Source organism: Gallibacterium sp. ZY190522 (genome assembly GCF_054166015.1).
Genome location: NZ_CM135118.1, coordinates 185,761 through 209,391, shown reverse-complemented (window position 1 = coordinate 209,391; position 23,631 = coordinate 185,761). Strand labels below are relative to the sequence as shown.

The following is a 23,631-nucleotide window of genomic DNA, read 5'->3' as shown; positions in this document are numbered from 1 at the left end:
AATGCTTAACAGAGATAAAGAAATTTTGACATCGTTATCTGACTTAGATTTATCGCCAACAATGGAGAAAAACGCTAGAGATAAGTATGCTGCCTTATCAAAATACTTAGCTGAACATGGCTTGGATTCTGATTTTCATCCACAAGGGTCTTTTTTGATTGGAACAGCAATACGCCCATATCGTGATGGTAAAGATCATGATTATGATTTAGATGTGTTGGCAATTTTAAATCGAAAAAAAGCAGATACCGATGCAAGAAGTGTTAAAAATGATGTTGGAGATTGCATAAAAGAAAGTGGAGTGTATTCCTCTAAGTTGGAAAAAGAAGATAAAAACTGCTGGACGCTAAAGTATGCGGATGTGTCTGGTAGCGTTGGTTTTTCTTTGGATATTGTACCATCAGTTGATGAAGATAGTTCAATTAAAAATGAGATTGTTAACTCAGGGGTTTCATATTCTAACGCAGAAAAAACTGTTGCAATTACAAATAAAGTGTCGTCTGTCTATGATTGGCTTACAAGTAATCCGCTTGGATTTGGAAGTTGGTTTATGGGCATTAGTAAGAATCATTTAAGTGCTAATATGATATCAGAGCAATATAAAAATTTACCTGATGACTTCAGGATGGTTTTTGCAAGTGCGGAAGCAATACCAATCTATTATTACAGATCAAGCCTACAAAGAGCCGTTCAGTTTATCAAGAGACATAGAGATATTTATTATGACAGAAGCAAATTAAGAGGAGATAAGCCATCGTCAATTCTAATCTCTGCTCTAGTAGCAGATAGTGTAAAAGACAAAACTTTTTTGTCAGTCTCAGACATAGTAGAGGCTTTTATTGTCGGATTTAGCAATAAAAGTATATCGATAATGCAGGATGGCAAAATACTAAATCCGGTTGATTTAAGAGAGAATCTTATCGAACGATACACGGATAATAGGATGAATAATATGAATAAGTGGGTTTCTGCATTAAGCGACTTTATGAATATTGAGGACGAACGAAAATTCAAACAATATATTCATAATGATATTAATAAGAATGTTTTTGCAGAAGCTTTTGACACACCAACAAAAGTTACACCAACAAAACCATGGATGAAGTAGAATGAGTTGTGAATTAAACTATGAAATTAAACAATTATTATTTGAGCAGCCGAAATTAAAGCTGATTGATGACGAAAAGGAGTTCATAATCCAAGGGGTGTATAAATACTCCTTGGGTTATGATGGACAGATTTTTCAAGGTGAGAGAGATATTAAACTTACAGTTCCCAAAAGCTTTCCTAACAGCATTCCCCAATTCTATGTCTACGCTTACCCAAAAGATATGGAACACATCTATCCAGATGGCAGTGTTTGTTTGGCTACGATTGGGGAAATGATATATTTTCTAAATGAAAATCCATCTTTGAAAGCCTTTATCGAGCATTTTGTACATGCTTTTATTTATACACTAGAGTGGTATGAAAGATATAGGACTTATCCATTTGGCGATAGAAAACATGGTTATAAAGGACTACTTGATTATTATATAAATGATCTGAAGTTGACTAAGGAACAGTATCAATACATGGTTTTTAGTATTTACGACAATAAGTATAGAGGTCATATGCCCTGCTTTTGTGGTTCAGATAAAAGGTTGCGGGATTGTCATGGAAAATATATGTTGCCAATTATTAAGAACGCTGCATATAGGGATGCGTTTCTAAGGGAAGCATGTGCGATATTAACGGAGGATGGAAAAAATGTCAGAAAACAATCCTCAAGATAAGTTTTTTATTTTATCTAAGCGGTTTGCTTTAGCTCAAGATATTTTCGGTGCGATAGCATTTATATTAGCAATCTTTCAGGGGATAACACTACTTTTTCCTACTAAGCTTTTCCTTGTCATATCAAGTGGAATATTAGTTCTTGAGTATGTGGCATCACACTGTAAAAGTATGTATTTTGATCAAGGGCATTTTCTTAGAGAAAAGGGGCTTATTGATAATAGTTTTAATGAAAAAAGGATTCCAAACTATGATAGCGAACCTTATTACAATAATGCCTCTATATCAAAAAATGAAATAAAACTTTTGGCTAATATACACGAAAATTCTCTATTTACTACTCGTATAGCAGAGAAAATGTCTCGACCATATTATTTCTTTTCAGCTGTTGCTTTTTTATTCTTTAGCATAAAACTCTTTGTGAGTGGTATGGACGATTATTCATCGTTGCTATTAAGTTTTATAGTATCTAGTAGTCTTCTCGATAGAGCGATGAGATTGCATTCATTGAAAAAGTCAACCGAAGATGTATATACTAAAATAAATGAAATTTGCAATGGATATGAGAAAGATTTAGATGTAACAATAGTACCTTTATCTCAAATAATCGAAGTGCTATTACTCTATGAAAATGCTTTGTTTGAGTCGAAAATTGTGCTTTCTAAAAGAATATTTTGCGAGTTAAATGCTGATCTAAGTAAAGAATGGGTTGAGATTAGAGATAACTATCGAATTTATAACAATATAAAAGAGATGAAGCAGTAATCACCTCTCCCTCTCTTTCCTCATATAGTTCTCGTAGTTTTTCCTGATTTGATACAGGTCGGTCATTTCAGATTTTGATGAAGAATACTCTTGCATAAGGGTATTCTTTTTTTCGTTCAGTTTTTCAATCTCTTCAAAAATCTGCTTGGAATTTGGCATTTTAGAGTATGACAATTTAAGTGTAGCAAGGGCTTTTTCGTATAAGATAATTTCAGCCTTATGCTCATTCGCAAAGGCTTTATCAGAGGGATCTTTCTTATATGCCTGATAAATTTGGCGATACTTTGTCACCGTATGAACTTGTTCCATAGTAGTGGAAAGGGCAACAATCTTTTCGTCAAGCTTCTTAATTTCATCCTGTAGTTCCTGTCTTTTATCAGCACTTTTCTTAATATAATCATCAAGCTGAGCAAGGGACTTAAAGCCTTTTTCTCGCATCAAAATAACAGTATCTGAAGCGACTTGTAGGTTGTGTTTCGTAGCCCAAAATTCATACCCTTTACTGGATTGTGCTTTTTCATTATTAGCAATATCGATAATATTTCCAACTCGCTTTTTAACAGCAAATATCTTCTGAGTGGCATATTCTGAAATTCTTTCTTTGAGCCTTTCTTCTGCATAATCTTCTCCGATAGTCTTTGCTCTTGTAAATCTTTCTTTATCTTTATGCTTAAAAGCGATGTGTTTACCGTGCTTGATTTCATAATCAAGAGCTGCCATCTTCTTTAAAAAAGGAAAAGACAAGTACTAAAGACTTAGAAAAACAAGCTTCAAAACTGGAAACGAAAAAGACTTCAGACTTTGAAAAATACAAACTTGGTAGGATGACGAAACAGAGGTTCATAGAAAGTAAAAAGAGTATCGACAACGAACTTGAGAAGCTATCTGAAATAATAGAGAAGCTTTCCAAACAAGAAGAGGTTGTCGAGGGTGATGAACTTACAAGATAGCTTATGGAAAAGTATGTGGACTCAGTGCTGTGTGAGGGAAATATCGTCAAGAAAATCATATGGAAATAGACGAATGAGAGGGTGAGAAATCACTCTCTTTTTCTATCTCAAAATAAACCATGTTTTTTCTGTCATTTCCTTGACACGAGAGGGTTCAGGCGGCTTCTTTGTGCAAACCGAAAAGAGGAAGGCGAAGAGAACTATTCTTTCCGCTTGCTGGAACAATTAATGGGAACAGAACAACGCCTCGCCCACCTCGCCCAAGACTTGGTGCAACATTTTGAAGCACGCAACCAGCTTTCAGATGGCAAAGCGATGGCTGTGGTGATGAGCCGCCGTATTTGCGTGAAATTATATAATGAAATCATTAAATTACGCCCCGATTGGCATAGCGATGATGTCAATCAAGGCGTGGTGAAAGTGATGATGACGGGCAGTGCCAGCGACCCCGAAGAAATGCAAGCCCACGTTTACCCGTTCACCGAGAAAAAGCAGTTAGAAAAACGCTTTAAAGACCCCGATGATCCGCTCAAACTGGTGATCGTGCGGGATATGTGGCTCACGGGCTTTGATGCCCCTTGTTGCCATACGATGTATATCGACAAGCCAATGCAAGGGCATAACCTAATGCAAGCCATTGCACGGGTAAACCGCGTTTTTCGCAACAAAAGCCGTGAAAATGGCGGCTTGATCGTGGATTATATCGGCTTAGCGGAAGAACTGAAAAAAGCCACCCAGCAATACACCAACGCAGGCGGCAAAGACAGCGTTACCACCGATATTCATCAAGTTTTCCAAAAAATGTTGGAATATCTGGACATCATTCGCGGACAATTCGCCAGCCCTGTGGACGGTAAACCCTTTGATTTAACAGCGGCATTGCAAATCAGCGAGCCTGAAAAATTGCTCAATGCCATCTGCCACGCGGCGAACCATATTTTGGCGTTAGATCGACAAAAAACAGCGGAAAATCACACCGCACTTTATCCGCAAAAATCCGCACAAGGGGAGAAAACCCCACGCAAAAATGCCTTTTTGCAAGCGGTGCGACTGGCGAAAAAAGGCTTTTCCCTGTGTGGCTCAATGGAGGAAATCCAGCCCTACCGCCAACAAATCGCCTTTTATGATGCCGTGCGTGCCACCATTGTGAAACCCGAACAACAGCACCGCCCCAACTCGCCCAAAGAACGACAATTAAAGCTGGTTACCCTGCTCAACCAAGCGGTGCGTTCAGACGGCGTGGTGGATTTGTTCGACTTAATGGAAGAAGAACGCCCCGATCTTTCCCTGCTTTCCGAAGAATTTATGGGCAGAGTGGAAGCCAGCGACACGCCCGATTTATGGCTGGCAGCCATTGAAGGCTACCTGAAATCGTCCATTAAAAACAAAGCACAGAACAATCTCGGCACGCAAAAAACCTTTGAACAACGGCTCAAAGAAGCGATGAACCAATACCACAACCACAATTTAAGCGTGATGGAAATCATCAAAGAATTGGTGGAAATGGCGAAAGAGTTCGAGCAACACCTCTCGCGTGGTAGCTCGTTAGGACTAAGCGATACAGAACTGGCGTTTTACGATGCCTTAATCCAAAATCAAAGTGCGGTGGAAAAAATGGAAGATGCTACCCTCACCGCCCTTGCCAAAGAAATCACCGCCCAACTGCGTAAATCCGTCACCATCGACTGGCAACACAAAGAAGCCGTGCGAGCCAAAATGCGTGTACTTATCCGCCGCGCTTTGCTGAAATACAAATACCCACCAGATTTGGCAACAGACGCTATTGAATTTGTGTTAAAACAAGCGGAAGTAGTGGCGGACAATTTGAGCAGTGAATAAAATACTCATTTTAATGTAAACAAAAACTGTGATTTTTGAAAAGCAGTTTCCCTGTTAAAATAATGTTTTCCTATTTTACTGTGAGATAATGATGAAATTATTACAAACTTTTTTGATGTTAACGGCTACTACTTTACCTTTTATGGCAAACGCACATAATTTAGTGGTTGGTAAAGCCCCTTTGACTATTAACGATGTGCAAAGTGGAGAAGTATTACTTAACGGCAACAACGTGCAATATCAAGCGTGGAATAGTGATCGTCTAAATGGTAAAGTGCGTGTTGTTCAACATATGGCAGGGCGTATCTCCGTAAAATCAATGAATGACCCATTAATGGACAAAATTAAAGCAGCCAAATTTCCACACGATAAATATCAAACCACCACAATTGTTAATATCGCAGATGCTACACTTGGTATGAGCAGTATGGCAAAAAGCAAAACCGAACGTGGTAAAAAAGATTTTCCTTACACGATGGTGGTTGTTGATGATAATGGCAAAGTCAAACAGCATTGGCAATTACAACCCGAAAATGCACTAATTTTAGTACTAGATAAAAATGGTATTGTCCGATTTGCCAAAGAGGGGAAATTATCTGAACAAGAAAATCAGCAAGTAATTGATTTAGTTTCTGATTTGCTTAAATAAAAATACCCCACTCAACGTGGGGTATCAACGACTTGTTTTCTGATAAACCTAATTTAACATTAAGCAACAACTCCAAATTTTTCTTTCATTAATGCTTCAAAATCAGTACAACCGCCGATTGGTTTTTCATCAATAAAAATTTGTGGCACAGTTTCCACCGGTTTACCAACAGATTTAGAAAGATCTGCTTTACTGATACCTTCTTCGATAATATCAACATAGCGATAATCAAAATCCTCAACGGTGTTCTTCAATTTTTCTGCCAACTCTTTTGCTCTTCTGCAATATGGGCAACCTGAACGACCAAAAATTACTGTATACATTATTGACTCCTTATTCAATTAATTAATAAAAACGCCATTATTGTATCGCAAGATAAATAAGAACGTGAAATTATTTTAAGCATTATAGCGATTGGTATATCATATCAATTAAAATCGTTTTAATTGAAAAAATTTTTATTAAGGGAGTAACTTATGTCTGTAGATGCAATAAAAACATTACACCATCACCGTTCTATCCGTAAATTTTTAGATAAAGAAATTGATGCCAACTTGCGTGAGCAATTGATTCAATCTGCCAGAATGGCCTCTGCCTCCAACCACTTACAATGCGTTTCTATTATTCGCGTAACCGATCAGATAATGCGTCAACAACTGATGGAATGGTGTTCCAATCAACAATATGTTGCTTCAGCTCCTGAATTTTGGGTATTTTGTATCGACTTTGCCAAACACGCTGACATTTTCCCACAAGCACAACTGGAATGGACTGAAGTGCTGTTAATTGGAGCTGTTGATGCTGGCATTATGGCACAAAATGTTTTAGCTAGTGCTGAATTACTCGGATTAGGTGGTGTTTATATCGGCTCTTTGCGTAATCAGATGGCGAAAGTTGGGGAATTATTGCAACTGCCAAAACACACACTGCCTTTAGTCGGAATGTGTTTAGGTTACCCGAATCAGGATCCGCCACTAAAACCACGTTTACCAAATGAAATGATGTTTTTTGAAAATCACTATCAAACGTTAGATAAAAGCAAATTAGCTGAATTTGATCAACTCACTGCCGACTATTACCAAGCTCGAAGCAATATTGACAACAACTGGAGCAAAAACGTCATCAAAGCATTAGATAAACCTGTTCGCCCAGGTGTCCTGCCTTATTTGCACCAACAAGGCTTTGCTAAAAAATAATGTCTCAATGCCAAAATCAACATAAGATGTTGTTCCAAAGGAGTTTTGATGAAACTACTAATGCTCTGCCGTGAGCCTCGTCTTTATAGCTGTGTACGTTTGCAGGAGGCAGCGATTGAAAGCGGTCACCAAATGGATATTCTCGATCCTAATCGCTGTATTCTACAACTGCCTCATCAAGGCACGCCTCGCCTTTATTATCAGGCTATAGATACACAAGATTATCAACCATTACCACATTATGATGGTGTTATCCCTCGTTTTGGTACTACCAGTACTGAAATGGGGTGCCGAGTTCTACGTTATTTTGAAACACTCAGCACACCAATTCTTAACGGTTCGCAATCTTTTGCTCTTGCACGCGATAAATGGCAAAGCCTGCAAGTGCTACATCAACATCAATTACCGGTGCCAACAACCACTCTAGGTGGTAATGAAGTGAATGCAGAATTAATCTCGCAGAATATTGGATCTCCGGCAATTTTAAAAACATTGACCGGCGCACAAGGTATCGGAGTAATGTTAATGCCGGAAAACAACAGTACCACCAGTGTGCTGGAAACTCTAAAACACGCCAATATTCCGGTGTTAGCACAACAATTTATCAGTGAAGCTAAAGGTGATGATTTACGCTGTTTTGTGATTGGAAATCGCGTAATTAGCGCAATGGAGCGTCAAGGCAAACTCGGTGAGTTTCGAGCCAATTTCCATCGCGGTGGCAGTGCTGTGCCAACAACTTTAACGGCACAAGAACAACAATTAGCTATTAAAGCAGCACAAGTCATTGGGCTAGATATTGCCGGTGTAGACATTATCCGCACTCATCAAGGCCCAATGATCTTAGAAGTTAACGCCAGCCCCGGTTTAGAATTAATCGAAAAAACCAGTAAACTGGATATCGCACTGCAAATGATTGTTTATTTAGAGAAAAAAATTATCGCCGCTTCATCAACAGAATAACTTAAAGGAATAATATGACACCTGAAATCATCCCATTTTGGCAAGCAATCACTAGTGCATTGTCGGAAAAAGATCCTCAAAAAAAATGTGAGCTAGTAAATCAATTAATGGTGCAAAATTGGCAATGGCAACTGCTTGAAAATATTGATAATTATCCAATAGTTACACCAAAAGATGAAATTGTTGGGATTCCTGACAAACCGAAATTAGTCGCACCGCAAGATGTACCGAAACGGGCGTTTTCCAGTGCTGAAGGTTACGCCGCTATCTTTCACGCTATTGCACATATTGAATTCAATGCAATTAACCTTGGCTTAGATGCGGCGTGGCGTTTTGGCCGTGCTGCACAGCAACAACTTGGGCAAGGCATTGCTTTTGTTAAAGATTGGCTGAAAGTGGCACACGAAGAGACTTATCATTTTTCACTGGTTAAACAACATCTGCAATCACTTGGTTACCAATATGGTGATTTTGAGGCTCACGCCGGTTTATGGGAAATGGCTCAAGCCACAGCTCACGATATTTGGCAACGAATGGCATTAGTACCTCGTGTATTGGAGGCGCGTGGTTTAGATGCCACACCACCATTACGAGAAAAAATGGCTCAGCGTAAAGATTCTCGTGCAGTTGAGATTCTCACCATTATTCTTAATGAAGAGATCGGACACGTCGCTATCGGTAACCATTGGTATCACGCACTTTGCCAACAACGTAATCTTGATCCTCTTACCAGCTTTTCCGAGCTTCTACGTCAATATCGAATTGTTATTTTCAAAGGGGTAATTAATACAGATGCTCGCTTACAAGCTGGTTTTACGAAATTTGAACTTAACTGGATTAAAGAAATTGAGGAGTCGTTACGCAAAGACAGGAAAGGAGATCTTTAATATACATTTATGGTTTCTATTTGAAGCCATAAATTCTTATTCAAAATATTACATAACCCATCTAATCGCTTTAAGCACCTGTCGCTTTCTTGCAAATGCCGCTGATACGATGTTCTCATTTTCGGTTGTTAGGTGATGGAAGATGGCGAATGCAGGAAATTTGATACATCATATTATTGGTTATTGGCTGATTTGGGCGGAACATATGTCGTGTTGCATTATTGCTTTCTTGTAAGAAAGCAAAATAGTAACTAAAAAAAAACGCTAACCTCTCGGTTAGCGTTCCTTCCTTTAATTTATAACCTGGCAGTGACCTACTCTCACATGGGGAATCCCCACACTACCATCGGCATGACAACATTTCACTTCTGAGTTCGGCATGGGGTCAGGTGGTGCTATTGCATTCTCGCCGCCAGGATTATCCTGTCTATACACTGCTTTTTCCTACTTTCTGCTCTTGCTCTTGCTTTCCACAGTGTATCTGCTTATTCTCTATCTTCTCTTTCTTCTTGTTCTTTCTTTAACCTTTCCGGCTTCCTTTTAACTTAACACAAGCTGTCTACTTCCTTCTCTCTTCGCTCTCTTCCCTCGCTCCGCGCTCTTGCCTTTCCTCGCTTCCGCTTCTCCTCAGCCTCCGCTCTCCGCAAAAACCCTTCAGCGTTGTATAGTTAAGCCCCTCGGGCAATTAGTACTGGTTAGCTCAACGGCTCACACCGCTTACACACCCAGCCTATCTACGTCTTAGTCTTAAACAACCCTTACTGACTTTTGTCAGGGAGAACTCATCTCGGGGCAAGTTTCGTGCTTAGATGCTTTCAGCACTTATCTCTTCCGCATTTAGCTACCCAGCAATGCCTCTGGCGAAACAACTGGAACACCAGTGATGCGTTCACTCCGGTCCTCTCGTACTAGGAGCAACCCCCCTCAATTCTCCAACGCCCACGGCAGATAGGGACCGAACTGTCTCACGACGTTCTAAACCCAGCTCGCGTACCACTTTAAATGGCGAACAGCCATACCCTTGGGACCTACTTCAGCCCCAGGATGTGATGAGCCGACATCGAGGTGCCAAACACCGCCGTCGATATGAACTCTTGGGCGGTATCAGCCTGTTATCCCCGGAGTACCTTTTATCCGTTGAGCGATGGCCCTTCCATTCAGAACCACCGGATCACTATGACCTACTTTCGTACCTGCTCGACTTGTCCGTCTCGCAGTTAAGCTGGCTTCTACCATTGCACTAACCTGACGATGTCCGACCGTCATTAGCCAACCTTCGTGCTCCTCCGTTACGCTTTGGGAGGAGACCGCCCCAGTCAAACTACCCACCAGACACTGTCCGAACACTCGTCCCGAGCGCTTCGTTAGAACATCAAACGTTAAAGGGTGGTATTTCAACAACGACTCCACGATAACTGGCGTTACCGCTTCGCAGTCTCCCACCTATCCTACACATTAAAATTCAAGGTTCAGTGTCAAGCTATAGTAAAGGTTCACGGGGTCTTTCCGTCTAGCCGCGGGTACACCGCATCTTCACGGCGATTTCAATTTCACTGAGTCTCGGGTGGAGACAGCCTGGCCATCATTATGCCATTCGTGCAGGTCGGAACTTACCCGACAAGGAATTTCGCTACCTTAGGACCGTTATAGTTACGGCCGCCGTTTACTGGGGCTTCGATCAGGTGCTTCTCTTTCGATGACACCATCAATTAACCTTCCAGCACCGGGCAGGCATCACACCCTATACGTCCACTTTCGTGTTTGCAGAGTGCTGTGTTTTTATTAAACAGTTGCAGCCAGCTCGTCGCTTCGACTGGTTCATGCTCCATCCGCTTCGGACTTCACACTACGCCAGCGCACCTTCTCCCGAAGTTACGGTGCTATTTTGCCTAGTTCCTTCACCCGAGTTCTCTCAAGCGCCTTAGTATTCTCTACCTGACCACCTGTGTCGGTTTCCAGTACGGTTTAGATAAACCTTTCGCTTAGTGGCTTTTCCTGGAAGTTGGGTATCAGTTACTTCAGCACCTTGGTGCCTCGTCATCATCTCTCAGTGTTAATGGTGAGCCGGATTTGCCTAACTCACCCACCTACTAACTTAAACGTACTCTTCCATCCGTACGCTAACCTAACCTGCTCCGTCCCCACATCGCAGTTTATCCAAGTATGGGAATATTAACCCATTTCCCATCGACTACGCTTCTCAGCCTCGCCTTAGGGGCCGACTCACCCTGCCCCGATTAACGTTGGACAGGAAACCTTGGTCTTCCGGCGAGCGGGTCTTTCACCCGCTTTATCGTTACTTATGTCAGCATTCGCACTTGTGATACCTCCAGCAGCCCTCTCGAACCACCTTCTTCAGCTTACACAACGCTCCCCTACCCAACAAGATTTCTCTTGATGCCGCAGCTTCGGTGCTATATTTTAGCCCCGTTACATCTTCCGCGCAGACCGACTCGACTAGTGAGCTATTACGCTTTCTTTAAATGGTGGCTGCTTCTAAGCCAACATCCTAGCTGTCTAAGCCTTTCCACTTCGTTTCCCACTTAATATAGACTTTGGGACCTTAGCTGGCGGTCTGGGTTGTTTCCCTCTCCACGACGAACGTTAGCACCCGCCGTGTGTCTCCTATACATTACTCTTCGGTATTCGCAGTTTGCATCGGGTTGGTAATCCGGGATGGACCCCTAGCCGAAACAGTGCTCTACCCCCGAAGGTATTCATATAAGGCTCTACCTAAATAGATTTCGGGGAGAACCAGCTATCTCCCGGTTTGATTGGCCTTTCACCCCCAGCCACAGGTCATCCGCTACTTTTTCAACAGTAGTCGGTTCGGTCCTCCAGTTAGTGTTACCCAACCTTCTTCCTGCCCATGGCTAGATCACCGGGTTTCGGGTCTATATCTTGCAACTAACCGCCCAGTTAAGACTCGGTTTCCCTTCGGCTCCCCTATCCGGTTAACCTCGCTACAAAATATAAGTCGCTGACCCATTATACAAAAGGTACGCAGTCACCCTTTCAGGCTCCCACTGCTTGTACGTACACGGTTTCAGGTTCTTTTTCACTCCCCTCCCGGGGTTCTTTTCGCCTTTCCCTCACGGTACTGGTTCACTATCGGTCAATCAGGAGTATTTAGCCTTGGAGGATGGTCCCCCCTTCTTCAGACAGGATTCCTCGTGTCCCGCCCTACTTCTCGTCAGCTTAGTACCACATCTCTTTTTTCGGATACGGGGCTATCACCCTCTTTTGCTTGCCTTCCCAGACAATTCTCCTAAAACAGTTGCTATCACTCACTGGCTCCTCCGCTTTCGCTCGCCGCTACTCGCAGAATCTCGGTTGATTTCTTTTCCTCGGGGTACTTAGATGTTTCAGTTCTCCCGGTTCGCCTTGCTTACCTATTTTATTCAGTAAACAATGATAGGCTCTTCACCTATCGGGTTTCCCCATTCGGACATCGTGGGATTAGCGTTTCTTATCAACTCCCCCACGCTTTTCGCAGATTAGCACGTCCTTCTTCGCCTCTGATTGCCTAGGCATCCACCGTGTACGCTTAGTCACTTAACTATACAACCTCAAGGATTCTTGCGCTTTCTTACGCTACCTCTTGGCTTTAGTTCGCTCTTTTGAGTTCTCTCAGTTTTCAGCTTGTGTCTCGTTTTTAAAGAACAATGTTCAATATCATAAAGATATCCTTAATTGGCGTCCCCTAGGGGATTCGAACCCCTGTTACCGCCGTGAAAGGGCGATGTCCTAGGCCTCTAGACGAAGGGGACTCCGACCAATTAACGATACCTTCCTTCCTACCAAACAATCTGTGTGAACACGCATAGCTAACACTTCAAACCCTTTCTTTTAAGGAGGTGATCCAACCGCAGGTTCCCCTACGGTTACCTTGTTACGACTTCACCCCAGTCATGAATCATACCGTGGTAAACGCCCTCCAATAGGTTAAGCTATCTACTTCTGGTACAACCCACTCCCATGGTGTGACGGGCGGTGTGTACAAGGCCCGGGAACGTATTCACCGCAACATTCTGATTTGCGATTACTAGCGATTCCGACTTCATGGAGTCGAGTTGCAGACTCCAATCCGGACTACGATGCACTTTCTGAGTTTCGCTCCATATCGCTACTTCGCCTCCCTCTGTATGCACCATTGTAGCACGTGTGTAGCCCTACTCGTAAGGGCCATGATGACTTGACGTCATCCCCACCTTCCTCCAGCTTGTCACTGGCAGTCTCCTTTGAGTCCCCGGCTCTACCCGTTGGTAACAAAGAATAAGGGTTGCGCTCGTTGCGGGACTTAACCCAACATTTCACAACACGAGCTGACGACAGCCATGCAGCACCTGTCTCTAAGTTCTCGAAAGCACAGCTCTATCTCTAAAGCCTCCTTAGGATGTCAAGAGTAGGTAAGGTTCTTCGCGTTGCATCGAATTAAACCACATGCTCCACCGCTTGTGCGGGCCCCCGTCAATTCATTTGAGTTTTAACCTTGCGGCCGTACTCCCCAGGCGGTCGATTTATCACGTTTGCTTCGAGAGCCAAGTTTACACCCAACCCCCAAATCGACATCGTTTACAGCGTGGACTACCAGGGTATCTAATCCTGTTTGCTCCCCACGCTTTCGCACATGAGCGTCAGTATCTCCCCAAGGGGCTGCCTTCGCCTTCGGTATTCCTCCACATCTCTACGCATTTCACCGCTACACGTGGAATTCTACCCCTCCCTAGAGTACTCTAGAACGACAGTATGAAATGCTGTTCCCAGGTTAAGCCCGGGGCTTTCACATCTCACTTAACGTCCCGCCTGCGTGCCCTTTACGCCCAGTTATTCCGATTAACGCTCGCACCCTCCGTATTACCGCGGCTGCTGGCACGGAGTTAGCCGGTGCTTCTTCTGTGGCTAACGTCAAATCAATATGCTATTAACATATTAACCTTCCTCACCACCGAAAGAACTTTACAACCCGAAGGCCTTCTTCATTCACGCGGCATGGCTGCGTCAGGGTTCCCCCCATTGCGCAATATTCCCCACTGCTGCCTCCCGTAGGAGTCTGGGCCGTGTCTCAGTCCCAGTGTGGCTGGCCATCCTCTCAGACCAGCTAGAGATCGCAGGCTTGGTGGGCCTTTACCCCACCAACTACCTAATCTCACTTGGGTTCATCCTTTGGCAGGTGACCGTAACCACCCCTTTCATCTCTCGATACTATGCGGTATTAGCCATCGTTTCCAATGGTTATCCCCCTCCATAAGCCAGATCCCCAAGCCTTACTCACCCGTCCGCCACTCGTCATCTAAAATAGCAAGCTATTTTAATGTTACCGTTCGACTTGCATGTGTTAAGCCTGCCGCCAGCGTTCAATCTGAGCCATGATCAAACTCTTCAATTTAATCTTGCTCTCAAATCACTGACTTCATCGTTTTGAATTGATTCTTCAGCATTCAAGATAATTTCTTTTGGACTTAGCTTTTGCCTCGCCCTGAATCTTTTTTCAGGTTCTCTTTTTGTTATCTACGAATGCCCACACAGATTGTCTGATAGTTTTTTAAAGAACAAAAAACGACGCTTTCTTTTTAACTTCACACTTCAGCGTCGTTGCGGTGGCGTATTATAGGCATTTCAAAACCTTGTGCAAGTCTTTTTTCTAAGAAAAATTTTAAGTGACTATTTTTTAATCTTTATTGGAAATTTTCTCTTTGATTAATGCGGGTAAATAAGCAATAGAATCAATTAGATAATCAGCCTGCCTTGCTATTTCTTCAGTTATTGTTTTTCCCGTTTTTACTAAAATAGTTGTTCCCACATTTGCTTTTTTACCGGCAATAACATCATCCAACTTATCACCGATCATAATAGATTTTTGAGGATCTATGTCCAAATCTGCAATTGCATCCAACAATAAGCCTGCTTTTGGTTTACGACAATCGCACTCTTTTTTGTATTTACCGATACCCTTCGGATGATGTGGACAATAATAAATGCCTTCTAAATGCACACCTCTATCTTCTAGTGACCAATCCATCCACTCTGTTAATTGATTAAACTCTTTTTCGGTAAAATATCCTCTAGCAATTCCTGATTGATTGGTAACAATCACTAAAGCATATCCCATATCTTGTAATTCCTTTAATGCTTCTATACTTCCTTCAATAAAATGGAAATGATCAATGTCGTGTACATAGCCATAATCAATATTTAAAGTGCCATCACGATCTAAAAATATTGCTTTTTTCATCGTATTTACCTTTAATTTTACTTATCTTTTTTTAATAAAATTACTCTTTTTAGCTTAACCGTATGTGCTAAATTTTACTATCTAATAGCTAAATCTTATAAAAATTTTATTGACATAGCTATCTAGACGTCTAGAATAACGCTAATTTTCTTCATTAACTTAATTTAAGTACAAAATGATCAAATTAGAAAATATCTATAAAATTTTTCAGCTTGGAGATAAACAGCTGACGGCTTTAGACAATGTTTCATTGGACATTCCTAAAGGTAAAATTGTCGGAGTTATCGGTGCATCCGGCGCAGGTAAAAGTACACTGATTCGCTGTGTTAATCTACTTGAACGCCCAACTAGTGGGAATGTGCTTGTTGATGGACAAAATCTTATGCAGCTAACATCAAGCCAATTAGTGTTAGCTCGCCGTCAAATCGGAATGATTTTCCAACATTTCAATTTGTTAAACTCTCGTACTGTATTCGGCAATATTGCATTGCCCTTGGAGTTGAACGGCACACCAAAAGAACAAATTCATAGTAAAGTAAACAGTTTACTGGATATGGTCGGATTATCTGATAAAAAAGAAATGTATCCGAGTAATCTATCCGGCGGTCAAAAGCAGCGTGTTGCAATTGCTCGCGCATTAGCAAACGATCCGAAAGTGTTACTTTGTGATGAGGCAACAAGTGCATTGGATCCTGCTACTACACAATCTATCTTAAAATTGCTTAAAGAGATCAATCGTAATTTAGGCATCACTATCCTATTAATCACTCACGAAATGGATGTTGTGAAAAAAATCTGTGATCACGTAGCTATCATTGATAAAGGAACATTAGTGGAGCAGGGATCTGTCAGTGAAATTTTCTCTAATCCGAAAACACAATTGGCACAAGATTTTATCCACTCTACTTTTCACATTAATTTACCGGATGAATATTTGGCACAACTTAGCGATTCACCTCGTTCACCAGAATCCTATCCATTGATAAAATTTGAATTTACTGGTCGTTCCGTTGATGCTCCATTGTTGTCATTAGCATCAAAAAAATTCGGTATCGATCTCAGTATTTTAACGTCACAAATTGATTATGCCGGCGGTGTCAAATTCGGATTTGTTATTGCCGAAGTGGAAGGTGAAGAAGATGCAATTACACAAGCTAAAATTTATTTAATCGAGCATAATGTTCGTGTTGAGGTATTAGGTTATGTTTGATGTTTTAACGCCACAGGTGTGGACTTTAATTGGTAATGCTACTTTAGAAACACTCTATATGGTGTTTGCTTCTGGTTTTTTCTCTGCTGTTTTTGGTATTCCACTCGGAGTTATCCTATTTATTACTCGTCCAGGACAAATTAAAGAAAATAAAAGTCTAAATCTTGCTTTAAGTGCTATTGTCAATATTGGTCGTTCAATTCCATTTGTCATTCTACTTGTAGCAATTATTCCATTTACTATGTTTATTTTAGGCACTTTTATTGGGACAACCGCCGCTATTGTACCTTTAACTATTTCTGCCATTCCTTTTATGGCTCGTTTGGTTGAGGGTGCCTTGATGGAAATTCCTTCCGGCTTAACCGAAGCGGCACGTGCGATGGGGGCAAATAATCTGCAAATTATTACCAAATTCTTATTACCTGAAGCATTACCTAGTATCATTAATTCTCTCACAATAACACTGGTTTCCTTAGTGAACTATTCTGCTATGGCGGGTACTGTCGGCGGTGGCGGCTTAGGTTATGTAGGCATTCAGTACGGTTACCAAACTTATGTGCCGGAGATTCTTGTTGCAACCATTGTAATTCTTGTCATTATGGTGCAACTTATCCAAACTATTGGCGATCATCTTGTTCGTTACTTTAATCATAAATAAATATCTTGAAGGAGATTTCTATGCAAATCAAAAACATCTTAACTATCAGTGCATTATCTGTAGCTATTGCATTTTCATCCTCAGCTTTCGCTAAAGATGGGAAAATCAAAGTGGGCATTCAAGTCGGCCCTGAAATGAGTGTTGCTGAAACAGCAAAACAAATCGCAAAAGATAAATATGGTCTAGAAGTGGAATTAGTGCCATTTACTGATTACGTAACACCAAATGCGGCTCTTGAAAATAAACTTATTGATGCCAACGCTTTCCAACATAAACCATATTTAGATTCGCAAATGAAAGATCGTGGTTGGACTGATTTAGTTATCGTAGGAAATACTTTTGTCTATCCTATTGCCGCTTATTCTAAAAAAATCAAAGATGTTAAGGAATTAAAAGACGGTGCAACTGTAGCGATTCCTAACGATCCTACCAATGGCGGCCGTGCCTTGTTATTACTACAAGCACAGGGTTTATTAAAACTTAAAGAGGGTACCGGATTAACACCAACCACATTGGATATCGTTGATAATCCAAAAAATTTAAACATCAAAACTCTTGATGCCAACCTTATCCCTCGCACTTTAGGTCAGGTTGATCTCGCTATTATCAATAATACCTTTGCTGGTGCTGCCGGTTTATATCCAAGTAAAGACGCTGTATTTGTAGAAGATAAAGATTCTCCATACGTCAATATCATTGTTGCACGTGAAGATAATAAAGCTGATCCGGATGTTCAAAACTTCGTTAAAGCATACAATACGGAAGAAGTTTATAAAAAAGCAATGGCGGAATTCAAAGATTCTGTTGTAAAAGGTTGGTAATTTAATTATTAACATTTCAAACAGCCAAAAGAGTTTTTGATCTGCACCCCAAAAATTGGACTTATTATCCAACATAGAGGTGCAGATTTTTTATGACCAAATACAACAAACATTTAAACAACAAGCTGTTGATTTCTACTTTCAACACCCACAAAAGTCTTTCTTTCACCTGTCGTACATTTACAGTACCTAAACGAACATTAAGACATTGAATTGCTCAATATTCTAGTATAAATGGTTTAGCCGTGCTGCATACCAAACGTACCATACCCCAGACTTTAAATATCAAGTCATACAAACTATTCAAAACAGAGAAATTTTAGTATTGCTAATTCGGGTGTCATTAGACAATGATTGGTAATTGTTCAACAATCCGGTACAGAAAGATTACACCCCAAACCTAAAGGACGACCTGCGATGAAAAAATCACGCTATTTAGTCGGATAAAAGTAGAATGTTTTTATGGCAAAACCTTCGAAAGCATTTAAGAACTGGAATTTGTTATCAAAAAATATGTTCGTTATTACAATGAGGACAGAATACAATTAACATTAAATGAACTGAGTCCTGTTCGATACAGACTTCAGTCCTTAAAATAGTAGTCCAACTTTTCGAGGACGGATCATTTTATCTTTCGTCTTTTTATTATAAGGAGAATTTATGTTTTCGTTTTCCGATAACGATTTGCAACATCTACCGCATAATTTACAATCTTTAATTGCTGATGATGATAACTTAATCAGTGTGCTGGCCAATACTTCTGCACTATTAAATCAACAACTTGCTGATATTAATTGGGTCGGGTTTTACTTGTTAAATGCACAAAATATTCTTACTTTAGGCCCTTTTCAAGGTAAAATTGCTTGCAATCGAATTGCTGTCGGTCAAGGTGTTTGCGGTCAAGCCATTGCCCAAAACAGGATATTAAGAATTGATAATGTACATCAATTTGATGGTCATATTGCTTGTGATAATGTCAGCAATTCTGAAATTGTTCTGCCTTTACATAAAAATGGGGAGATTATCGGTGTATTAGATATTGATAGTCCTTATTTCGCACGTTTCACTGAACAAGAACAAACAATATTGACCGAATGTATTACGATACTTGAACAACACTTATCAACACTACCTTAGCTGAGAATCTTATGTTTTATCTAACTCTTGAAGACAAATTATTAATTAGCCAACCTAAACAAACTGGCACACACTCCACACAGCATCCACATTTAGCTGTTATTTTTGAAGATGATGGCGATAGTGGTTATTTCTATGCCATAGATATTCAACAAAAAGAAAAGATTGTCGATAGTTTGCATATCTATAATGTTGCCGCAGTCGAACAAAAACAGATAGAACGGAAATTACAAATTTGCTGGTCGGAAGACGGCTATTTTGCCCTTTTATTGATTAATGATTACCCACACGCCGCTTTTGATTTTAAACAATTAATTGCCTATAACCATAATCAATTTCCACAACCGGATATTACCAGTCTTTGGTCACATAAACTCATTACTGAAGATCTGATAAAACAGTGGTTAAGCGATCCACAAAGCAGTTGTACTCGCCAATAATTGTGTTATAGTTTGTTTCAATTAAAATTTATTTTTTAATCGTTACTACCTATAAAGGAGTCGTTATGAATCTTAGGGATCTCGAATATTTAGTGGCACTTTCCGATCATAAACATTTCCGTAAGGCTGCCGATGCCTGCCACGTGAGCCAACCGACATTAAGTGGTCAAATTAGAAAATTAGAAGATGAGTTGGGTATTCTTCTATTAGAAAGAACCAGCCGCAAAGTGCTTTTCACTCAATCCGGATTATTATTGGTTGATCAGGCTCGCAATGTACTAAAAGAGGTTCAATTATTAAGAGAAATGGCGAGCAACCAAGGTAAAGATATGACAGGTCCGCTCCATATGGGGATGATCCCGACTATCGGGCCTTATTTATTACCTTATGTCATTCCGATGTTGCGTGAATCTTTCCCTGAATTGGAAGTTTATCTTTATGAAGCGCAAACACATCAATTATTGGAGCAACTTGAAAAAGGTCAAATCGATTGTGCAATTGTCGCATTAGTAAAAGATACCTCTGCATTTATTGAAATTCCTATTTATGATGAAGCAATGTTAATTGCGGTTTCTGATCAACATCCGCTCGCCAAAGAGGACGAAATTCCGCTTGAAAAACTCAAACAATATGAAATTTTAATGTTGGACGATGGTCATTGCTTCCGCGATCAAGCGTTAGGTTACTGTTTTGTCGCCGGCGCAAAAGAGAATACGCACTATCAGGCAACAAGTTTAGAAACATTACGCAATATGGTTGCCGCTAATGCCGGTATTACCTTTATGCCGGAGTTGGCAATTTTAAATGAACGTTCGCGCAAGGGTGTTAAATATATTCCTTGTACCAATCCTAGACCTTATCGCACCATCGGCTTAATTTATCGCCCCGGTTCGCCATTGAAAGCCCGTTATCAACGAGTTGCGGAGTTAATCGGCAACAATATTAAACCGTTACTTGTTACACCAACTAAAGATGCTTAAAAATGAGCGGAATCAGAGCCAAACAAAAAGAGAAAACCAGACGTGCGTTAATCGATGCAGCGTTTGATCAGCTCAGTGCTGAAAAAAGTTTTTCCAATTTAAGTCTCCGTGAAGTCAGTCGAGAAGCCGGCATTGCGCCAACTTCATTCTATCGCCATTTTAAGGATATGGATGAATTAGGATTAAGTATGGTCGATGAAGCCGGCTTAATTCTAAGACAACTGATGCGCCAAGCTAGAAAACGGATTGAGGATGGCGGGAGTGTTATTGCGATTTCCGTTGAAACATTTTTTGAATTTATTGCCAACCGCCCTAATGTTTTTCGCCTTTTGTTGCGTGAAAGCTCCGGTACATCTCAAGAGTTCAGAACAGCAGCCTCACGAGAGATCAATCATTTTGTTGCTGAACTGGCAGAATATATTATGAACAAAGATAAGGATATCCCCGCTGATATTGCCAAAGCACAATCCGAAGGGATGGTTACTATTGTTTTTACCGCCGGTTCGCACGCTTTGGATATGAATAATCAAGAACGAGAGGCATTGAAACAACGCGTCATTCTACAACTCAGAATGATTGCAAAAGGTGCAACGCTGTTACTGGAACATAAATCAAGCTAATTTAGGATCAAAAAAACCTAGTGCGACAAACACTAGGTTTTATTTTCATCGAATAAATCGTTATTCCTGCAATAAACTTTCTTTCGCTAAAGTCAAATATTGCCACATCGACCAAACTGTCAAGATAACCGCAACATACAACGCAATTGTAGCAATAATTTCCATTGTCGGATTATAACGCCATAACAATCCGATAAGCGCAATCATCTGTGATGTGGTTTTCACTTTTCCTAACCAAGACACTGCCACTTTATTTCTATCGCCCAATTCCGCCATCCATTCTCGCAAAGCTGAAATAATAATTTCACGAGAGATCATAATAATCGCCGGAATCGTAATCCAAAAAGTATGATAATGTTCAACCACCAACACCAATGCAGCGGCAACCATAACTTTATCTGCTACCGGATCAAGAAATGCACCAAAACGGGTTGTTTGTTTCCATTTACGCGCTAAATAACCATCTAACCAATCAGTCACAGAAGCTATGGTAAAAATAAGTGCAGTCCAAAACGGTGCCCAACTAAACGGGAAATAGAACAGAACGATAAAAAACGGGATTAAAATAACACGAAAAAAGGTCAAAAAAGTGGGAATATTCAATTTCATCTTGATCACCAGATCGATTTAATACCAAACGTGACTATTGTAAAGTATATTGAGTTAAATTGCCTATATTCAATATCAATGTTTTAGTGTTTCAAAGATTTTTTCAGCTAATGAACGTGAAATTCCGGGTACGGAAGCCAATTCATCTATCGTAGCAGCGCGAACCCCCTGCAAACCGCCAAGATATTTCAACAGTGCTTGACGTCGTTTTGCACCAACGCCTTCAATGCTCTCCAAACCGCTCTGAATAAACGCTTTCTGCCGTTTTTTACGGTGTCCGGAAATAGCGTGATTATGTGATTCATCTCGAATATGCTGGATTAAATGCAGTGCTAAATTATCCGGTTCTAAATGAATCTCCCGTTCACTGTTACCGATTAATAAGGTTTCCAAACCGGCTTTACGATCAACCCCTTTCGCCACGCCGATTAATAACGGCTTGTGTTTGTTCCAACTCACATTCAGATTATCAAACACTGCCAAAGCACGATTGAGCTGCCCTTTACCACCGTCAATAAAAATAATATCAGGTATCTTCTCTGCCGTGAGATCTTTATCGTATCTTTTCTTCAATGCCTGCTCCATCGCCGCATAATCATCACCGTGTGTACCTTCAATATTAAAACGGCGGTAATCCGATTTTAACGGCCCTTCCGAACCAAAAACAACACAGGAAGCAATCGTATTTTCCCCCATTGTATGGCTAATGTCGAAACACTCCATTCGTTGGATTTTGTCCATATGCAGCAACTGTTGCAACGCTTGATAACGCTCTTCTATTCTGCCTTGTTGTTTTAATTGCGTTGTTAATGCCACCGAAGCATTAGTTTGCGCTAACTGTAAATAACGGTTTTTCTCGCCTTTTACTTTATCTTGAATCTGAACTTGACGTCCTGCCTGTTCACTCAATAACGTTTGTAACATCTCTTTTCCGGCTAAAGAGTGATCAATCACAATCGAATCGGGAATACTCCGCCCTTGATGTGCCTGTAAATAAAATTGCCCTAAAAAAGTTTCAATAACTTCAGCAATCTGCGTATTTGCCGGAATTTTCGGGAAATAACTGCGATTTCCCAATATTTTTCCGTGACGAATAAACAACACTTGCACACAAGCCAATCCGGATTTGTACGCAATCGCGATAATATCGATGTCATCCAAACGATCATTACTAACAAACTGTTTTTCCATTACAGATCGCACCGCCTGAATCTGATCGCGATAACGTGCCGCCGCTTCAAAATCTAATCTATTGCTCGCCTGCTCCATTTTTTCAATCAGATGGGTCACCACCTGCTGATCTTTACCTTGCAAGAACAGGCGCGCCAACTCCACCTGTTGCTGATACTCTTCATCCGTTACATATCCGGCAACACAAGGTGCCAAACAGCGTTTAATTTGATATTGCAAGCAAGGACGGGAACGGTTGTTATAAACACTATTCTCACACTGACGAATCGGGAACAACTTCTGCATTAATGATAAGGTTTCTCGCACAGCGGAAGAGTGCGGATAAGGCCCAAAATACTCACCGGCGATTTTCTTTGCACCACGATATGAAGTAATTCGTGGATGATGCTCGTGAGTTAATAAAATATAGGGATAGGATTTATCATCTCGTAACAACACATTATAGCGAGGCTGATACTGCTTGATGAAATTATGTTCAAGCAGCAATGCTTCCGTTTCCGAATGGGTGATCGTCGTATCGATATGATCGATCGAAGCAACCAGTGCTTCCGTTTTTTTGCTATTAACATTTTTTCGGAAATAACTAGCAAGCCGTTTTTTTAGATTTTTTGCTTTGCCGACATAAATAACGGTGTTATTCCTATCATACATCCTATAAACGCCAGGATTTTCCGAAACATCGGCAAGAAATTTTTTTGCATCAAACATCGT

Annotated in this window: 20 protein-coding genes, 1 tRNA gene, 3 rRNA genes and 1 pseudogene; 16 read left to right on the top strand and 9 right to left on the bottom strand. The window is 40.8% G+C overall.

Going from position 1 to position 23,631, the window contains the following annotated elements; all coding sequences use genetic code 11:
- The first annotated feature begins 1 nt into the window (after window position 1).
- Genes ACXPAV_RS00965 through ACXPAV_RS00955 form a run of 3 tightly spaced genes read left to right on the top strand, consistent with a single transcriptional unit; the run spans window position 2 to window position 2,538 of the window.
- Window positions 2-1,108 (top strand): nucleotidyltransferase domain-containing protein, encoded by a 1,107-nt coding sequence (locus ACXPAV_RS00965; protein WP_458003737.1) that lies wholly within the window; start codon window positions 2-4, stop codon window positions 1,106-1,108.
- A 1-nt stretch (window position 1,109) separates the two neighbouring features.
- Window positions 1,110-1,775, top strand: a complete 666-nt coding sequence (locus ACXPAV_RS00960) for a hypothetical protein (RefSeq protein ID WP_458003736.1) — start codon at window positions 1,110-1,112, stop codon at window positions 1,773-1,775.
- Window positions 1,750-2,538 (top strand): hypothetical protein, encoded by a 789-nt coding sequence (locus tag ACXPAV_RS00955; RefSeq protein WP_458003735.1) that lies wholly within the window; start codon window positions 1,750-1,752, stop codon window positions 2,536-2,538. The genes ACXPAV_RS00960 and ACXPAV_RS00955 overlap by 26 nt, the downstream gene beginning before the upstream one ends.
- Here ACXPAV_RS00955 and ACXPAV_RS00950 read toward each other — a convergent pair whose 3' ends face one another.
- The gene (locus ACXPAV_RS00950) at window positions 2,539-3,258 is read right to left on the bottom strand and encodes a hypothetical protein (RefSeq protein WP_458003734.1); all 720 of its coding nucleotides are present in this window, start codon (window positions 3,256-3,258) and stop codon (window positions 2,539-2,541) included.
- Window positions 3,259-3,671: 413 nt separating this feature from the next.
- Between ACXPAV_RS00950 and ACXPAV_RS00945 the strand changes: the two are divergent.
- Window positions 3,672-5,327 (top strand): annotated as a pseudogene (locus ACXPAV_RS00945) (type I restriction enzyme endonuclease domain-containing protein); the annotation flags it as partial.
- Window positions 5,328-5,415: 88 nt separating this feature from the next.
- Window positions 5,416-5,976 (top strand): YtfJ family protein, encoded by a 561-nt coding sequence (locus ACXPAV_RS00940; protein ID WP_234702189.1) that lies wholly within the window; start codon window positions 5,416-5,418, stop codon window positions 5,974-5,976.
- A gap of 59 nt (window positions 5,977-6,035) precedes the next feature.
- Here the strand turns inward: ACXPAV_RS00940 and ACXPAV_RS00935 are convergent, their stop codons facing one another.
- Window positions 6,036-6,299 carry a GrxA family glutaredoxin gene (locus tag ACXPAV_RS00935; protein WP_039132950.1) on the bottom strand — a complete coding sequence of 88 codons (264 nt, stop codon included), beginning with the start codon at window positions 6,297-6,299 and terminating at the stop codon, window positions 6,036-6,038.
- Between the two features lie 153 nt (window positions 6,300-6,452).
- Between ACXPAV_RS00935 and nfsA the strand changes: the two genes are divergently transcribed.
- The 3 genes from nfsA to ACXPAV_RS00920 are packed head-to-tail and all read left to right on the top strand — an operon-like array spanning window position 6,453 to window position 9,019.
- On the top strand, window positions 6,453-7,172 hold the full coding sequence (gene nfsA / locus ACXPAV_RS00930) for an oxygen-insensitive NADPH nitroreductase (RefSeq protein ID WP_458003733.1): 720 nt from the start codon (window positions 6,453-6,455) through the stop codon (window positions 7,170-7,172).
- A gap of 48 nt (window positions 7,173-7,220) precedes the next feature.
- Window positions 7,221-8,132, top strand: coding sequence for a RimK family alpha-L-glutamate ligase (locus ACXPAV_RS00925; protein WP_458003732.1), 912 nt, complete (start codon window positions 7,221-7,223; stop codon window positions 8,130-8,132).
- 14 nt (window positions 8,133-8,146) lie between these two features.
- Entirely contained in the window at window positions 8,147-9,019 is an 873-nt protein-coding gene (locus tag ACXPAV_RS00920) for a ferritin-like domain-containing protein (RefSeq protein WP_458003731.1), read from the top strand.
- A 301-nt stretch (window positions 9,020-9,320) separates the two neighbouring features.
- Here the strand turns inward: ACXPAV_RS00920 and rrf are convergent.
- The 5 genes from rrf to gmhB all read right to left on the bottom strand — a co-directional run bounded on the left by rrf (window position 9,321) and on the right by gmhB (window position 15,254).
- Window positions 9,321-9,436: ribosomal RNA gene (gene rrf / locus ACXPAV_RS00915) — 5S ribosomal RNA — on the bottom strand.
- A 247-nt stretch (window positions 9,437-9,683) separates the two neighbouring features.
- Window positions 9,684-12,580 (bottom strand): 23S ribosomal RNA (locus ACXPAV_RS00910).
- Window positions 12,581-12,713: 133 nt separating this feature from the next.
- A tRNA-Glu gene (locus ACXPAV_RS00905) sits at window positions 12,714-12,789 on the bottom strand.
- A gap of 80 nt (window positions 12,790-12,869) precedes the next feature.
- Window positions 12,870-14,408: ribosomal RNA gene (locus tag ACXPAV_RS00900) — 16S ribosomal RNA — on the bottom strand.
- The 16S, 23S and 5S rRNA genes sit together here with 1 tRNA gene alongside, the layout of an rRNA operon.
- A gap of 282 nt (window positions 14,409-14,690) precedes the next feature.
- Complete coding sequence (gmhB, locus tag ACXPAV_RS00895) at window positions 14,691-15,254, bottom strand: D-glycero-beta-D-manno-heptose 1,7-bisphosphate 7-phosphatase (protein WP_458003730.1); 564 nt, start codon at window positions 15,252-15,254, stop codon at window positions 14,691-14,693.
- Window positions 15,255-15,429: 175 nt separating this feature from the next.
- Here gmhB and metN point away from each other — a divergent pair, with 175 nt between their 5' ends.
- The 8 genes from metN to fabR all read left to right on the top strand — a co-directional run bounded on the left by metN (window position 15,430) and on the right by fabR (window position 21,120).
- A complete protein-coding gene (gene metN / locus ACXPAV_RS00890; protein WP_458003729.1) occupies window positions 15,430-16,464 on the top strand; it encodes a methionine ABC transporter ATP-binding protein MetN in 1,035 nt (344 codons plus the stop codon).
- The gene (locus ACXPAV_RS00885) at window positions 16,457-17,122 is read left to right on the top strand and encodes a methionine ABC transporter permease (RefSeq protein ID WP_039086848.1); all 666 of its coding nucleotides are present in this window, start codon (window positions 16,457-16,459) and stop codon (window positions 17,120-17,122) included. Before metN ends, ACXPAV_RS00885 begins: the two co-directional genes overlap by 8 nt.
- A 20-nt stretch (window positions 17,123-17,142) precedes the next feature.
- The gene (locus tag ACXPAV_RS00880) at window positions 17,143-17,943 is read left to right on the top strand and encodes a MetQ/NlpA family lipoprotein (RefSeq protein WP_021461085.1); all 801 of its coding nucleotides are present in this window, start codon (window positions 17,143-17,145) and stop codon (window positions 17,941-17,943) included.
- Between the two features lie 491 nt (window positions 17,944-18,434).
- On the top strand, window positions 18,435-18,542 hold the full coding sequence (locus tag ACXPAV_RS00875; protein ID WP_155275455.1) for an IS3 family transposase: 108 nt from the start codon (window positions 18,435-18,437) through the stop codon (window positions 18,540-18,542).
- Window positions 18,543-18,603: 61 nt separating this feature from the next.
- Window positions 18,604-19,080 (top strand): GAF domain-containing protein, encoded by a 477-nt coding sequence (locus tag ACXPAV_RS00870; protein WP_458003728.1) that lies wholly within the window; start codon window positions 18,604-18,606, stop codon window positions 19,078-19,080.
- 11 nt (window positions 19,081-19,091) lie between these two features.
- On the top strand, window positions 19,092-19,520 hold the full coding sequence (locus ACXPAV_RS00865; protein ID WP_458003727.1) for a DUF2251 domain-containing protein: 429 nt from the start codon (window positions 19,092-19,094) through the stop codon (window positions 19,518-19,520).
- Window positions 19,521-19,585: 65 nt separating this feature from the next.
- Window positions 19,586-20,500, top strand: a complete 915-nt coding sequence (oxyR, locus tag ACXPAV_RS00860) for a DNA-binding transcriptional regulator OxyR (RefSeq protein WP_335798569.1) — start codon at window positions 19,586-19,588, stop codon at window positions 20,498-20,500.
- A 2-nt stretch (window positions 20,501-20,502) separates the two neighbouring features.
- Window positions 20,503-21,120, top strand: a complete 618-nt coding sequence (fabR, locus tag ACXPAV_RS00855; protein WP_018346415.1) for an HTH-type transcriptional repressor FabR — start codon at window positions 20,503-20,505, stop codon at window positions 21,118-21,120.
- A 60-nt stretch (window positions 21,121-21,180) separates the two neighbouring features.
- On the opposite strand, the gene pgsA is transcribed toward fabR, so the two are convergent.
- On the bottom strand, window positions 21,181-21,729 hold the full coding sequence (gene pgsA, locus ACXPAV_RS00850; RefSeq protein WP_021461080.1) for a CDP-diacylglycerol--glycerol-3-phosphate 3-phosphatidyltransferase: 549 nt from the start codon (window positions 21,727-21,729) through the stop codon (window positions 21,181-21,183).
- Window positions 21,730-21,804: 75 nt separating this feature from the next.
- Window positions 21,805-23,628, bottom strand: a complete 1,824-nt coding sequence (gene uvrC / locus ACXPAV_RS00845) for an excinuclease ABC subunit UvrC (protein ID WP_458003726.1) — start codon at window positions 23,626-23,628, stop codon at window positions 21,805-21,807.
- Window positions 23,629-23,631: the final 3 nt, after the last annotated feature.

Bases quoted from the DNA above. Each gene is read 5' to 3' on its own strand.
- gmhB (WP_458003730.1), bottom strand. From the start codon at position 15,254: ATGAAAAAAGCAATATTTTTAGATCGTGATGGCACTTTAAATATTGAT.
- ACXPAV_RS00885 (WP_039086848.1), top strand. From the start codon at position 16,457: ATGTTTGATGTTTTAACGCCACAGGTGTGGACTTTAATTGGTAATGCT.
- ACXPAV_RS00865 (WP_458003727.1), top strand. From the start codon at position 19,092: ATGTTTTATCTAACTCTTGAAGACAAATTATTAATTAGCCAACCTAAA.
- ACXPAV_RS00960 (WP_458003736.1), top strand. From the start codon at position 1,110: ATGAGTTGTGAATTAAACTATGAAATTAAACAATTATTATTTGAGCAG.
- ACXPAV_RS00940 (WP_234702189.1), top strand. From the start codon at position 5,416: ATGATGAAATTATTACAAACTTTTTTGATGTTAACGGCTACTACTTTA.
- ACXPAV_RS00935 (WP_039132950.1), bottom strand. From the start codon at position 6,299: ATGTATACAGTAATTTTTGGTCGTTCAGGTTGCCCATATTGCAGAAGA.
- uvrC (WP_458003726.1), bottom strand. From the start codon at position 23,628: ATGTTTGATGCAAAAAAATTTCTTGCCGATGTTTCGGAAAATCCTGGC.
- ACXPAV_RS00965 (WP_458003737.1), top strand. From the start codon at position 2: ATGCTTAACAGAGATAAAGAAATTTTGACATCGTTATCTGACTTAGAT.
- oxyR (WP_335798569.1), top strand. From the start codon at position 19,586: ATGAATCTTAGGGATCTCGAATATTTAGTGGCACTTTCCGATCATAAA.
- metN (WP_458003729.1), top strand. From the start codon at position 15,430: ATGATCAAATTAGAAAATATCTATAAAATTTTTCAGCTTGGAGATAAA.
- ACXPAV_RS00920 (WP_458003731.1), top strand. From the start codon at position 8,147: ATGACACCTGAAATCATCCCATTTTGGCAAGCAATCACTAGTGCATTG.
- fabR (WP_018346415.1), top strand. From the start codon at position 20,503: ATGAGCGGAATCAGAGCCAAACAAAAAGAGAAAACCAGACGTGCGTTA.
- ACXPAV_RS00870 (WP_458003728.1), top strand. From the start codon at position 18,604: ATGTTTTCGTTTTCCGATAACGATTTGCAACATCTACCGCATAATTTA.
- ACXPAV_RS00925 (WP_458003732.1), top strand. From the start codon at position 7,221: ATGAAACTACTAATGCTCTGCCGTGAGCCTCGTCTTTATAGCTGTGTA.
- ACXPAV_RS00955 (WP_458003735.1), top strand. From the start codon at position 1,750: ATGTCAGAAAACAATCCTCAAGATAAGTTTTTTATTTTATCTAAGCGG.
- ACXPAV_RS00880 (WP_021461085.1), top strand. From the start codon at position 17,143: ATGCAAATCAAAAACATCTTAACTATCAGTGCATTATCTGTAGCTATT.
- pgsA (WP_021461080.1), bottom strand. From the start codon at position 21,729: ATGAAATTGAATATTCCCACTTTTTTGACCTTTTTTCGTGTTATTTTA.
- ACXPAV_RS00950 (WP_458003734.1), bottom strand. From the start codon at position 3,258: ATGGCAGCTCTTGATTATGAAATCAAGCACGGTAAACACATCGCTTTT.
- nfsA (WP_458003733.1), top strand. From the start codon at position 6,453: ATGTCTGTAGATGCAATAAAAACATTACACCATCACCGTTCTATCCGT.